Origin of the sequence: Streptomyces sp. NPDC007025 (genome assembly GCF_042869455.1) — a bacterium.
Taxonomy (GTDB): Bacteria; Actinomycetota; Actinomycetes; order Streptomycetales; family Streptomycetaceae; genus Streptomyces.
In genome coordinates this window covers 89260-101247 of record NZ_JBIAFT010000012.1, presented here as the reverse complement: position 1 = coordinate 101247, position 11988 = coordinate 89260, and the positions used below count along the sequence as shown (strand labels likewise).

12 protein-coding genes and 1 pseudogene are annotated in these 11988 nt (G+C 70.1%); 3 read left to right on the top strand and 10 right to left on the bottom strand.

Annotation, left to right across the window (positions count from 1 at the left end; translation table 11 throughout):
* Window positions 1–11: 11 nt before the first annotated feature.
* The 3 genes and pseudogenes from ACFYMO_RS23450 to ACFYMO_RS23440 form a co-directional block, all read right to left on the bottom strand.
* A complete protein-coding gene (locus ACFYMO_RS23450; RefSeq protein WP_366772412.1) occupies window positions 12–218 on the bottom strand; it encodes a DUF397 domain-containing protein in 207 nt (68 codons plus the stop codon).
* Window positions 215–760, bottom strand: a pseudogene (locus ACFYMO_RS23445) (DUF5753 domain-containing protein); the annotation flags it as partial. The gene ACFYMO_RS23450 and the pseudogene ACFYMO_RS23445, both read right to left, overlap by 4 nt.
* A 213-nt stretch (window positions 761–973) precedes the next feature.
* On the bottom strand, window positions 974–1783 hold the full coding sequence (locus ACFYMO_RS23440) for an alpha/beta fold hydrolase (RefSeq protein ID WP_388548662.1): 810 nt from the start codon (window positions 1781–1783) through the stop codon (window positions 974–976).
* A gap of 110 nt (window positions 1784–1893) precedes the next feature.
* Here ACFYMO_RS23440 and ACFYMO_RS23435 point away from each other — a divergent pair, with 110 nt between their 5' ends.
* The gene (locus ACFYMO_RS23435) at window positions 1894–2721 is read left to right on the top strand and encodes a helix-turn-helix domain-containing protein (RefSeq protein ID WP_388548659.1); all 828 of its coding nucleotides are present in this window, start codon (window positions 1894–1896) and stop codon (window positions 2719–2721) included.
* A gap of 156 nt (window positions 2722–2877) precedes the next feature.
* On the opposite strand, the gene ACFYMO_RS23430 is transcribed toward ACFYMO_RS23435, so the two are convergent.
* The gene (locus ACFYMO_RS23430) at window positions 2878–3864 is read right to left on the bottom strand and encodes an alpha/beta hydrolase (RefSeq protein ID WP_366772409.1); all 987 of its coding nucleotides are present in this window, start codon (window positions 3862–3864) and stop codon (window positions 2878–2880) included.
* 141 nt (window positions 3865–4005) lie between these two features.
* Between ACFYMO_RS23430 and ACFYMO_RS23425 the strand changes: the two genes are divergently transcribed.
* Window positions 4006–4632 carry a helix-turn-helix domain-containing protein gene (locus ACFYMO_RS23425; protein WP_366772408.1) on the top strand — a complete coding sequence of 209 codons (627 nt, stop codon included), beginning with the start codon at window positions 4006–4008 and terminating at the stop codon, window positions 4630–4632.
* A gap of 87 nt (window positions 4633–4719) precedes the next feature.
* Complete coding sequence (locus ACFYMO_RS23420; RefSeq protein ID WP_366772407.1) at window positions 4720–5154, top strand: glutaredoxin domain-containing protein; 435 nt, start codon at window positions 4720–4722, stop codon at window positions 5152–5154.
* Between the two features lie 63 nt (window positions 5155–5217).
* Here the strand turns inward: ACFYMO_RS23420 and ACFYMO_RS23415 are convergent, their stop codons facing one another.
* The 6 genes from ACFYMO_RS23415 to ACFYMO_RS23390 all read right to left on the bottom strand — a co-directional run bounded on the left by ACFYMO_RS23415 (window position 5218) and on the right by ACFYMO_RS23390 (window position 11692).
* Window positions 5218–5994, bottom strand: coding sequence for a hypothetical protein (locus tag ACFYMO_RS23415; protein WP_388548654.1), 777 nt, complete (start codon window positions 5992–5994; stop codon window positions 5218–5220).
* Window positions 5995–6266: 272 nt separating this feature from the next.
* Window positions 6267–6959, bottom strand: coding sequence for a hypothetical protein (locus ACFYMO_RS23410; RefSeq protein ID WP_388548651.1), 693 nt, complete (start codon window positions 6957–6959; stop codon window positions 6267–6269).
* Between the two features lie 161 nt (window positions 6960–7120).
* The gene (gene panD, locus ACFYMO_RS23405; protein ID WP_019354973.1) at window positions 7121–7543 is read right to left on the bottom strand and encodes an aspartate 1-decarboxylase; all 423 of its coding nucleotides are present in this window, start codon (window positions 7541–7543) and stop codon (window positions 7121–7123) included.
* Between the two features lie 175 nt (window positions 7544–7718).
* Window positions 7719–8759 (bottom strand): LacI family DNA-binding transcriptional regulator, encoded by a 1041-nt coding sequence (locus ACFYMO_RS23400; protein WP_366774942.1) that lies wholly within the window; start codon window positions 8757–8759, stop codon window positions 7719–7721.
* A gap of 135 nt (window positions 8760–8894) precedes the next feature.
* Entirely contained in the window at window positions 8895–10694 is a 1800-nt protein-coding gene (locus tag ACFYMO_RS23395) for a discoidin domain-containing protein (RefSeq protein WP_366774943.1), read from the bottom strand.
* Window positions 10691–11692: a DUF1996 domain-containing protein gene (locus ACFYMO_RS23390; protein ID WP_388548647.1), complete on the bottom strand. Its 1002-nt coding sequence runs from the start codon at window positions 11690–11692 to the stop codon at window positions 10691–10693. The genes ACFYMO_RS23395 and ACFYMO_RS23390 overlap by 4 nt, the downstream gene beginning before the upstream one ends.
* Window positions 11693–11988: the final 296 nt, after the last annotated feature.

The following is an 11988-nucleotide window of genomic DNA, read 5'->3' as shown; positions in this document are numbered from 1 at the left end:
TCGGCTGCGCGTCAGCCAGCGGCGGCGTACGCGATGAAATCGGCCCAGGTAGCTGGGGTGACCTTCAGGCGCGGCCCCGTGGCGTTCTTGGAGTCACGGATGTGGATGGCCTCGGAGGAGGCAGCGACTTCAACGCAGTCCGGGCTGTCGTTGCTGCTATAGCTGCTCTTCGCCCATTCCAGCGTGGAGTCATCCTCGACGGAAGGCTTCAGCGTCATGTCTCTCCCAGCACTTTCTCGATGAAGGCCAACGACTCACGCGGAGCGAGCGCCTGCGAGCGGATGATGCCATACCTCATTTCGAGGATCTGCACTTCCTTGGGGTCAGAGATCACCCGGTGCGTGAGCTGTGCGTCCGTGGACGCCAAGGCCGTTCCGTCTTGAAGCTTCAGCACCCGATGCTCGCCCGCCATACCCGCGTGTTCTTCGCTCTCCGTGGGCATCACTTGCAGTGTGACGTGCCGCATCTGCGCCACATCCAGCAGGCGTTCGAGCTGTCGCCGTAGCACCATTCTGCCGCCCAGACGCCTCCGTAGCGTCACCTCTTCCTGGACAAATGTGAGAGCAGGCGCTGGCTGCCGTTCGAGGATGGCCTGCCGGGCCATCCGTCCGCCGACCAGCCGGTCGATCTCTTCCTCGCTGAACGCAGGGCGCCGCATGGCGAACAGCGCCCGCGCGTACTCTTCCGTCTGCAACAGCCCGTCGATGTTGTAATCGCCGTAGGCGCCGCACTCCACCGCCTTGGCCTCCAGTTTGGCCAGCCGCATTCCGGTGCCCCGCGGCATCAGAGGCGTGAGGGACGGGCGAAGCACACCGCACCACCGGCCTCCGGTCACCCACCGAGGCGTATGCCGCAAACACGTCCTGACGGCGGGCTGTTGGCCGCCATGGGCTCCGACCGAGCACCCGTCGGCTCTCCAGGACCTTCCAGGATCTCCCAAGGCCTTCCGGGACCTTCCGGCGGGCGCTCGGGGTCACGACACGTTGGCAGGCCGCGCATCAGGCCGGGCAGCTCCCGGCGCGAACGCCGTGATGGTGTCCACGAGGTCGGCCGGCGCCTCCAGCGGGATCAGGTGGCCCGTCTTCGGGATCACCATGAGTTCGGCCGCGGAGAGGTAGGGCACCAGGTTGTCGCGGAGTACGTCGACCGGCTCGACGAGATCGTGCTCCCCGGCGACGACGAGGGCCGGGACGCTGATCATGCGGGTGTGCTCGGAGACGTCCTCCGCGATACCGCGCAGCGGCCACTCCGTGCGGGCCGCGTCGGTGCAGGCCCGCGAATCCGTCACGATCTGCGACCTGACCGATTCGGGCAGCTCGGTCGCCGTGAGAATGTGGTCCCGTGCCCCGGCGACGGACTCGTCGGAGTCATAGGCGTGGGAGAGACCTTCGCGGTACTCGGCGGTGACCCCGGCCGCGGGCTTGGCCGGGCCGGAGCCGACGAGGACGATCCCGCGGAGGCCGGTGGGCCGGGTCGCCGCGACCAGTTGCGCCACCTTGCCCCCCATGGAGTGGCCGACGAGGACGTAGTCGGTGACGCCCGCGTCGGCGATCACCGCGAGCGTGTCGTCCGCGAGCTGACGAAGCGTGCAGGGGCCGGCCAGGTTGCTCGAACGGCTCCACCCGCGGAAGTCGACGGTGAGCATGTCGCGCCCCGCCAAGCGCTCGACGACGAGGTTCCAGGTGCGGGCGGAACCACCCCAGTAGTGCAGGAACACCAGGGTCGGCCCAGCACCCGAGAGGTGGTCATAAGTGGGCAGTGGCGGCTGCTGCGTCATGTTCATCGCGTTTCTCCCGATCAGCTTTCTGGGGCATTCGGACTACGTTCATTGCATCTCGTCCGCTGTGCCCGGGCATCGGCACGACTGGTCGTCCAATGGTGGAAACTGGACACATGACCGCGATCCGGCAGATGACCTACCACCCCGTGCGACGCCGTGCAGCCGCTGTCGAGACGATGACCTTCGACCGTCTGCGCGAGCTGAACGACGGCGGGACGCAGCGTGCCGACTTCCACGTCCTCGCTGTCGTCGACGCGGGGAACGGAGCAGTCACGGTGGACTTCCTCCGGTACCCGCTCCGGAAGCGGTCCGCGGTGTGGGTCGTCCCGGGGGCGGTGCACCGGTGGGAGGACATCTCCGCGCTGACAGGGCACCTCGTGCTCTTCGTCCCGACCGCACCGGTCACCCGCGCCACCCGGGAGTTCGCCGCGTCCCCGGACGTGGTCGCGCACTGGACCGTCCCCGACGCCGACTGGCCGTTCGTCGACGCCGCGCGCAACCATCTCCTCCTCGAGACGTCCGCCCCGTCCGGGGACACCCCGACCGAGCTGCCCGAGATCCTGCTCTCCGCACTCGTCGCCCGTCTCCGGCCGCCGCACACCGAAGCACAGTCCACGCATCCGGCGTTCCGGCTGTTCCTCTCCAGCGTCGAAGCGCACTTCCGCGAACATCACGACGCCGGCTACTACGCGCGGGCACTGGGATACGCGCCCCGCACGCTCTCCCGAGCGGTGCAGCAGGCCACCGGCCGCACGGCGAAGACGTTCCTCGTCGATCGGATCGTCCTGGAGGCCAAACGGCTCCTCGCGCACGACCGCCTCACCGCGGCAGCCTGCGCCCACACGCTGGGCTTCCCCGACGCCTCCAACTTCTCCGTCTTCTTCCGGAAGGCGACAGGGATGCGTCCGGGCGCGTGGCAGGCGGCGGCGACCGCCGGTTGAGGAGCGTGCTCAAGCCCGGACCCCGGCGGCGTGACCGGTCCGCCGTGACGCCCCGGCCCGACCGCTCCTGCCGGTTCAGTCCCGGCTGAGCCCTGCTCAGCCCGGTTCAATCCGGCTGCCCGGCTGCCCGGCTGCCCGGCTGCCCGGCTGCCCGGCTCAGTCTGCGAGGGTGTCGAGCCAGCCGGCCAGCAGCCGGTTGACCTCCTCGGGGCTTTCCTGCTGGATCCAGTGCCCGCAGCCCTCCAGGAGGTGGGAGCCGTGCAGACCGGGGAGCGTGGTGGGGAAGGCGTCGACCGCGTCGGACATCCAGGTGGTGGAGGCGTCCAGGGCACCGCCGAGGAACAGGGAGGGCTGCTCGATCGGCGCTCCGCGGTGGGGGGCGAGGTCTTCCCAGTCCCGGTCCACGTTGCGGTAGCGGTTGAGCGCACCGGTCAGCCCCGTCCGCTCGAACTCCGCGGCGTAGATGTCCAGGTCGTCCTCGGTCAGCCAGGCCGGGAGGGTGGCGGCGGGAAAACGGTCACGCAGCCGACCGCCGTAGGTGACGAAGTGCGGGTCGGGCTCGTCCTCGGCCGGCATGGTGTCGGCGGACAGAGCTGCGTAGAAGCCCGCGAGCCAGCCCCGGACATCCGGCTCGATCTCCGCCTCGGCGCGGCCCGGCTCCTGGAAGTAGGAGACGTAGAACTCCTGCTCGGGGCCGCCGACCCGGCCGAAGATGTCGGTGGGACGGGGGCCGCCGGGTGGCGCGTACGGAACGCTCAGCAGGGCGACGGCCCGGAAGATCCCGGGGTGCAGCAGAGCGGAAGTGGCGGCGATGTTGGAGCCCCAGTCATGGCCGACGACCACCGCGTTCTCCTCGCCGAGTGCGTGCACGAGGGCGACGTTGTCCGCCACCAGGTCGAGCATCCGGTAGGCGTCGGTCGCCGCGGGCTTGGACGAGCGACCGTAGCCGCGCACGTCGAGCGCCACCGCCCGGTAGCCGGCCGCGGCGAGGGCCGGGAGCTGGCGCCGCCAGGAGTACCAGGACTCGGGGAAGCCGTGCACGAGCAGGACCAGCGGGCCGGTGCCCTGTTCGACCAGGTGCAGGCGCCCGGCAGGGGCCTCGACGGTGCGGTGACGGAGTGCTGCGGACGGCTCGGAAGGCATCGGGTCTTCTCCTCGGATCGCGGGCGGACGCCGGTACGACCGATCATGCGGCACCGCGACCGGACGACGCGATCATCGTTGCCAGTCTGGCAAACTCGCAGGACAGAGGGGCGGAACAGCGCATCAGGATGGGGTGAGCAGATGGCAGGCGACGATGTGGCCGAGGCACTGGCGGCGATGGGCCCCCGGCTGCGGGCCGCGCGCGAACACCGCGGCGCCACGCTCACCGGCGTCGGCTGCGCGACCGGCATCTCCCCGAGCACCCTGTCGCGGATCGAGACCGGCCGCCGCAAGCCCACCCTGGAAGTGGTGTTGCAGTTGGCGAAGGAGTACGGCGTCTCCCTGGACGAGCTGGCCGGCACCGCCCCCGTCTCCTCGGCCCCGGAGCCCCGCGCCTCCGCGGTCGGGCGTTTCGGCGACGAGAAGGCGGTGCTGCCGCTGACCCGGTACGTGGGGGGCCTGCACGCCCACAAACACGTCCTGCCCGCCGCCCAGGACCCGCCCGCACGCCCCCGGCAGGTGTCCCACGACGGCTGGGAGTGGCTGTGCGTCCTGTACGGACGGCTGTGGCTCGCACTCGGCGACCAGGACCTCGTCCTGAGTTCCGGAGACATCGCCGAGTTCGACACCCGCACCCCGCACGGGGTCGCGAACGCCGGCCTCGGCGGCCCGGTCGAGTACCTGATCATGTTCGGGCCGCAGGGCGAGCGCCTCCGGCCCCGCACCCCGCCCGCCCCGGGGCCCGGCTCCGGCTCAGGGGCGGGGTAGCGGGGGAGCGGGCCGCCGGGAACTGATACCTCATCGTCGTCCTCGACGGCATCGGCGCCGCGGAAACGGCCGGTAGCCTGCGTCACCATGATGCGCTCTTGGATTCTGCCGATGCTGTTCGTACTCAGCGGCTCAGTCGTCGCAGTGGCGCAGTTCTTCGAGGGGAGCCCCGGCATCGCCACAGCGATCCTGCTGGTCTTCCTGACGCTCGGCGGTGTGAACTCGCCCCTGATCTTCCCGAGGTCGACCGGCGAGCCGGAAGCACGACGCCGCAGTGCGGACGACGGCCGACCGGTCGTCTTCTGGCGGCCGGGCTGCGCCTACTGCATACGGCTGCGCTTCCGGCTGGGCCGCAGCGCCCGCCAGCTGCACTGGGTCAACATCTGGCGCGACCCGGCCGGAGCCGCAGCGGTGAGAGCAGCCAACGACGGCAACGAGACCGTGCCGACCGTCGTGGTGGCAGGCCGACCGCACACCAACCCCAGTCCTGACTGGGTGCGCGAACAGCTCCCTGCCACCTGATCGGAATCCGCGCCTACGGAGAGGCGCCAGCAGCCACAAGCGCACAGGGGCCAGAGCACAGGCTCAGTTGATGGCTTGGATTTCCTGGACGGTGACGTCCTGCCGGCCGCCGAACTCACCGTTCGGCAGGTCCTGGGCACCGGCGCCGCCACTGCCCTCCCACGACGCCGTCCACGTCAGCGTCGAACGCAACGTATAACTCCCCCCGCCCCGGGTGGCCTTCAGATACGTCACCCCGCACGGCGGCGCCTTCTTCCCGCTGCCCTTCACATACTCCGTGCCGATGCTGCCGTCATCCTCGACACCGCACTCACCCGAACCCGGATACAGCCTCGCACTGTCCGTGCCCGGATCCAGTTTCAGCGCCTCCGGCTCCACCGTCGTCCGCGCCCAGATCTCCCGGCCCCCACCCAGATCCACCGACGCCCGCACCGACAACTTCCTGTACCGGCCCTCATCCAGCCACACCCACGTCGGCAGATTCACCGTCTGCCGACCCGCAGGATTCATCTCCACCCGCGTATCCGGCACCCTGATCCGCGCATACGCCAGCCTGGAGAGGATCTGCGGACTGATCGCATGCTCCACATCCGGCACCTCGCCGTTCTCCACCCAGAACGGCAACTCCGTACACGACTGGGCCCTCGCCGCATCCTTCTCATCCGGATTCGGCACCGCCGCCCAGAACCGCCCCTCCCCCTCCTTCTCCAGATTATAGTTGTCGTAATCCCCCGACTCATATTTCTCCCGGATCGCCAGATCCGTATCCTGCTTCTGCCCACCGTTGTCCGGATCCCGCCCCGTCACCGAAAACGGCGAATCATCAATCTTCTCCTTCAACTCCCGAGGAGAATACTTCGGCGCATACCAACACGGCGGCGGCGACCAATCCCCACCCGGAACCGAAAGCCTCCCACCCCCACCCTCACTACTGCCACCCGCACCACTGCCGGAATAGCTGACCTCCCGACTCCCACGAGCCCCAGCCGCCGCCTCACCGTTATTGAAGCTTCCCAGGGCGCCAGACATCGAGTCCTCGTCAGCGTGCGCAGTTGAATTGCACCCGACCAGTCCTGCGAGACATACGCTCGCGACGAGCGCTCCTCTCCTCATCACTCCTGGCACTGCTTCACCGCCTTCTCTTCAGCCCCGAAGGTCCGAGCCTTCCAAGGCCGCTGCGACTCCTCCGGCTTCTGCATCACCAGAGTGAAATACAGGTAGCTGGACGAGCTCTTCTCCGTCCGCAGCACCTTGCCCGTCTTGATCTTCTTACTGAAGAACTTCGACTGATCCACACAGAAGGAGACCTCAGCAAGCTTCTGGTCGGTTACATCGCCCACATTGGACTTGTAGTACCGCTCCTCCCCCGTGACGGTGTACCCCTTCTCGACATCCAATTTGACCTTGGTCGTCGCGAATTTCTGGGCACTTTGGAGCGGCACCACATGTTTCACCAGCACCGGATCTTTCGGGTCCTGCTTGACTGTGCCGTGCATCAGTGCCCGCATATAGTCCGCTGCCCCGTCCAGCGCGGCGGCCTTGTCCGGGTCCGAGGGCTGGTCCCAGTCGAAGACGAGCTTCACATCGTCCGGCAACTCGATGTCGGACGTGCGGAAATCACCCGGCGCATCCTCCTTGCCCGGCGAACTCGACTCGGCGCTCGGCGACTTCTTCCCCGCGTCCTCGGCGCCGTCGATCGTGCCGCTCTTCCCGTCACCGTCGTCACCCCCACCGCACCCGGAGACAAGCAGCGCAACGGCCGCCGCGGCAGCGGCCAGCGGAACAGCAGAACGGGTCGGACGCACAACAAACTCCCGGTAGCATCAGGTAACTGTCGTGCACCTGACGGTAGCAGCGCACCCCGCACCCCACCCACCGACATCAACAGCGAGAAGCGGAACACAACAGTCCCGCCCGAAAGACGACTTCGCCGCGTAGGCGCCCCGTGGAGAGTCGGCGGCGCGGGTCAGCTCCGGGCCACCGCGTGCGGAGCGCGCTCCGCGGAGGAGCCCGGCGACGGCTCTCCGGCGTCGGCTCCCAGTGCCACGATGCGGTTGTCCGCGTCCACGTGCACCACACGCGGTTGCAGGGTGCGGGCCTCGGCGTCGTCGACCTGTGCGTAGCTGATCAGGATGACCAGGTCGCCAGGGTGTACCAGGTGGGCGGCGGCACCGTTGATGCCGATGACGCCCGAGCCCGGCTCGCCCTCGATGACGTAGGTCTCCAGCCGGGCGCCGTTGGTGATGTCGACGATGTGGACCAGTTCTCCGGGGAGCAGGTCGGCGGCGGACATCAGCTCCGCGTCGATCGTGACCGAGCCGACGTAGTGCAGGTCGGCCTGGGTCACGGTGGCGCGGTGGATCTTGGACTTGAACATCGTGCGCAGCATGGCGTCACTCCAGGATGTGTGCTCCCTGCCCGCAGCAGCGCAGGTCAAGGGCGTTCCGTGGTCGAGTCGGGTTCAGGGTACTACGGGGTAGGGGCAGAACGCCCGGCCGCTCAACACCCAACAACGACAACACCAGGCCGCACAGCGCCAGGCCTCGGCAGGGCCCGGCGGCGGCCTACGCCGAGTCCCGGACCACCAGTTCCGGGGCGAAGACCTCGGAGGCCGGTTCGGTGCGGTCGCCGCGGATGTGCTCGTCCAGCAGGCGTGCCATCGCCGCGGCCATCTGCTCGACGGGCTGGCGCACGGTGGTCAGCGGGGGGCGGCAGGTGACGGCGGCGCTGGAGTCGTCGAGGCCGACGACCGCGACGTCCTGCGGGATACGCCGGTCCCGCTCCCGCAGCACCTCGCAGGCGCCCTGCGCCATCAGGTCGTTGGCGGCGAACACCCCGTCCAGGTCCGGGTGCTCGTCCAGCAGGGCCGACATGGCCGTTCTGCCGCTGTCGAGCGTGAAGGCACCCTCGGCCACCGGGACGCTGGGGTGCCCGCGGCGGGCCATCGTGCCGCGGAATCCGGCGAGCCGCTCCTGGCTCGCGGCGACGGCCAGCGGCCCGGCGATCGTGACGCTGCGACGGCAGCCGCGGGCCAGCAGCCGCTCGGCGGCCAGCTGGCCGCCGTCCCGGTGGGCGAGGTCGACGCAGCTGAGCGGGAGCGGCCGGGCCGGGCGGGCGAAGAGGACGGCGGGCAGCTCCGCCTCGGCGAGCAGCGGCGGCAGCGCGTCCTCGGCGTGGGTGGAGACCACCAGGGCGCCGTCCGCGCGGCCCTGGCGCAGGTAGGCCACGACGTCCCGGCGGGCCTCGGGGGTCTCCGCGAACATCAGGACCGGGTACATCGAGCGCGGGCGCAGATAGCCGGTGACGCCCGCCACCACGCGGCCGAAGAACGGGTCGGAGAACGCCCGGGAGGCGAAGGCGTCCTGTGCCTCGTCGGAGACGTCACCGGCGCCGGAGACGACGAGGGCCACCGTTTCGGTGCGCCGGGTCACCAGCGAGCGGGCGGCCCGGTTGGGTGCGTACCCGGTCCGTGCGACGGCCCTTCGGACCAGGTCCTGGATGGCCGGGTCCACGTTGCGGACGCCGTTGACGACACGGGAGACCGTCGCACGGGAGACACCCGCCTCCCGTGCGACGTCCTCCAGGGTCGGAGCCCGGCTGCTCATGCCCGGCACCCTAGCGGCGGAGGCACGCGCCGTATAGAGCGCTCTCCGTTCGGTCCCGGGCCGGGCCCGCCCACGGCCGCGGGAGGGTGCCCGCAGCGCGCACCGGCCCGTACGGGTCCTGGCGCAGCCCCCGCGTCAGGTGTAGACGCCGAACTCGTAGAGCGAGTAGCCCCAGCCGGTGCCGCGCTGCGTGCCGTGGACGCGGACGTAGCGGCCGGTGCCGGAGACGTCGAGGTCGTCGACTCCGCCGTCGCCTCCGGTGACCTCGCGTACGGTGCGCCAGTTCCGGCCGTCGTCGGAGGTCTGGACGGTGTACTCCGTGGCGTAGGAGGTCTCCCAGACGAGTTGCACGTGCCGGAACGCGGTGCGGGTGCCGAGGTCGACGCTCAGCCACTGCGGGTCGCTCCAGTCGCTCGCCCAGCGGGTGGTGAGGTCGCCGTCCACGGCGCCGGCGGCGGTGCAGGGGCAGTCGCCGCCGCCCTGCTGCTCCGAGGAGGCCGTCGCAGGGGCGCCGAGGGCCGCGTTGGTGCCGTCGACGTCCGGCGGGACGACGCGCACGGAGCGGGACTCCACACCGACGTTGCCCTTGCCGTCCGTGGCCTTGACGTACATCTTCCACACGCCCGGACGGTCGGGTGCGGTGACCCTGAGCCGGCCGCCGCCGAGGTCGGTGGCGGGCAGCGGAGTCAGCTGGTTGCTCTCGTCGAGGTACTTGCTGTTGCTGAGCACCTCGTAGGAGAGCGGATCGCCGTCCGGGTCGGTGGCCCGCACCGACAGGGTCAGTTCGCCGCCCGCCGGCACCCGGGCGGGATCGCCCTCGACTGACATCGAGGAGATGACCGGCGGGGTGTTGTCGGCATCGGTGGCCGCTCCGTAGGCCCGTTTGACGGCGTAGTAGGAGAGCCGTTTCTGGCCTGCGGGCAGCAGGTTGAACCAGATGCCGCCGAAGTCGTACTCGGTGCCGTAGTGGAACATCGTCGCGCCCAACGCCACGCCCCGGTGCCCGGTCACGCAGTTCCACGCCGCGGTGTAGCCCTCGGCCTTGGCCTGGTCGGTGGGTTCCTCGGGGACGCCGTTGGCGTCGTCGGGGACCTCCCACTCGCCGGGCGGGCCGGTCTCGGTGACGATGTAGGGCTTGGTGTAGCCGCCCTGCTCCCAGGCGGACCGGATGCCGCACACGTCCTGGTAGGCGTTGACGGCGTACAGGTCCAGATCGGGTGCGTTCTTCTTGTAGTACGGCCAGGCGCCGGTCCACGCGTCGGTCGAGGTGACCGGGTGGTCCGGGTCGAGGGCGTGGATGCGCACGGCGACGTCGTTGACGAAGGAGGTGTAGGCGTCGCGCTGCTCTTCGAGTGCGTCGCCGCTGTAGCAGTTCTGGAGCCCGAGCACGGACTCGTTGCCGACGTTCCACATGAGCACGCCGGGGTGGTCCTTGTACGCGTCGACCCAGCTGGTGAACTCCTCCAGCATGCTGCTCTTGTAGCTGTCGTCGGTCACGTAGTCCACGCAGCCGCCGCTGCCGGGGCCGCCGCCGGGCTGGAGCCAGAATCCGGCGACGACCTTGATGTCGTTGGCCGCGGCCGCGTCCAGCAGCGGCTTGCTGGTGGCGTCGGTGCCCCAGGTGCGGATCGTGTTGACGCCCATGGAGCGCAGGTCGGGCAGATACTTTCCGGCGTCGGAGACGGCGGGCCCCCAGGTGAGGCCCTTGACCTGGTAGGGGCTGCCGTCCACGGTCAACTGCCAGTCGCCCTGGCTGCCGGTCACCTCGACGACGCTGCCCGCCGCCTGCGCCGGCTGCGCGGGCAGCGCGAGCGCTCCGGCGGCCAGCGCCCCGGCGACGAGCGGCACCGCGAGACGGCGGGCGAGGGGCGCCGGGAGGAGACGGCGGACGAGAGGTGCCGCCCGGCCGCGGGTGCGAGTGCGGGGTCCGGTCATGGTGTGGCCACCCCCGCGGGCAGTTCGTAGTCCTCGTTCAGCGCCGCGCCTTCCTCGGGATGCGTCTGGTCGTAGCCACGTGCGTCGCACTGGAGGCCGCCGACGATGCAGTGGCCGACCAGGGCGTCGAGGGTGGCGTCGTCCCAGGCGTTGAAGAAGTCGTAGTGGAACGAGTAGCTCGGGCCGCTGGCCAGCCGCGCGGCGGAGAGGTCTCCGTTGACGGGGAAGGCCATCTTGAACTCGATCATCGGCAGCGCGACCGGATGGCCGGCGGGGCAGACGTTGTCGTTCGTGCCCTCCTTGACCACCGGGTAGGCCATGTGGCTGCGGTGGTCGGCGGAATCGAGGGAGGAGCCGTCCCAGCAGTTCGGGGCCTGGAGGCGGATGTTGAGCTGCACGTCGGCGCGGTCGGGGCAGTCGGTGGGGAACTCGGTGTTGAAGTAGCTGTCCCCGCACTCCCAGCCCTCGACGTACCCGGGGTGGTCGCGGAAGTCCTGCGGGCTCTGCGCCGGGCTGCCCACGACGAACCGCAGCCCCTCGGGGAAGGGGCGGACGCTGGTGTAGTCGGTGACACCTGCCTTGTAGTAGATGGTCTGCGGGCCGACGGGCAGGATCGGCCGGTCGCCGTCGAAGAGGGTGGGCATCCAGTACGCAGACTTGTCGCCGGGCGCCTTGCAGGTGGTGCCGCCCGCGTCGAGCGAGGCGGCGGTGCTGTCGGCGTCGGTGGTGGTGTTGCCCATGAAGGTGTGGTTGTGGGACGCGCCGGGCTGCCCGGGGAAGACGATCGGATCGTCCGGACCGGTGTGGCTGACCGCGCAGTTGGCCTGGAACTCGTGGAAGTAGCGGTGCGGCGGCTGCGCCGCGGCGGGGGTCCCGGCCCCGGTCGCGGCTGCGGCGGGCGGGCCGGAAGCGGTCGCGGTCCCGGTGGCGCCGAGTGCCGCCAGCAGTAACGCGACCACGAGCAGCGTTCCCGAGCGGTACGTCGATCTCCGTGCCATGGAGCCCTCCTGAAGGCGAGGGATGGGGGCGGCGCGGCGAGCGGGCCGCCGCGCCGATGGATCGGAAAGCGCTCTCCCGTTCCGGAGTGTTGAGGCAGGCGGCAGAGGTGTCAAGGAAGTGAACCAAAGGATCAGCAGCTTGCCCGCGCCGCGCACTTCGGCTCAGCGGCCCTTCCCGCACATCGCTACAGGTCAGCGCCGAACTCCGGGCCCACAGGGCCGACCTGGGCGGCAACCGCCACCCGACGGAACGCGCCAGCATTCCGTCACAACTCTTGACGTCCTGTACACACGGA

Excerpts from the sequence above, each read along its gene's own strand:
- ACFYMO_RS23430 (WP_366772409.1), bottom strand. The coding sequence starts at position 3,864 with ATGCCTTCCGAGCCGTCCGCAGCACTCCGTCACCGCACCGTCGAGGCC.
- ACFYMO_RS23425 (WP_366772408.1), top strand. The coding sequence starts at position 4,006 with ATGGCAGGCGACGATGTGGCCGAGGCACTGGCGGCGATGGGCCCCCGG.
- ACFYMO_RS23400 (WP_366774942.1), bottom strand. The coding sequence starts at position 8,759 with ATGAGCAGCCGGGCTCCGACCCTGGAGGACGTCGCACGGGAGGCGGGT.
- ACFYMO_RS23450 (WP_366772412.1), bottom strand. The coding sequence starts at position 218 with ATGACGCTGAAGCCTTCCGTCGAGGATGACTCCACGCTGGAATGGGCG.
- ACFYMO_RS23435 (WP_388548659.1), top strand. The coding sequence starts at position 1,894 with ATGACCGCGATCCGGCAGATGACCTACCACCCCGTGCGACGCCGTGCA.
- ACFYMO_RS23390 (WP_388548647.1), bottom strand. The coding sequence starts at position 11,692 with ATGGCACGGAGATCGACGTACCGCTCGGGAACGCTGCTCGTGGTCGCG.
- panD (WP_019354973.1), bottom strand. The coding sequence starts at position 7,543 with ATGCTGCGCACGATGTTCAAGTCCAAGATCCACCGCGCCACCGTGACC.
- ACFYMO_RS23440 (WP_388548662.1), bottom strand. The coding sequence starts at position 1,783 with ATGAACATGACGCAGCAGCCGCCACTGCCCACTTATGACCACCTCTCG.
- ACFYMO_RS23395 (WP_366774943.1), bottom strand. The coding sequence starts at position 10,694 with ATGACCGGACCCCGCACTCGCACCCGCGGCCGGGCGGCACCTCTCGTC.
- ACFYMO_RS23420 (WP_366772407.1), top strand. The coding sequence starts at position 4,720 with ATGATGCGCTCTTGGATTCTGCCGATGCTGTTCGTACTCAGCGGCTCA.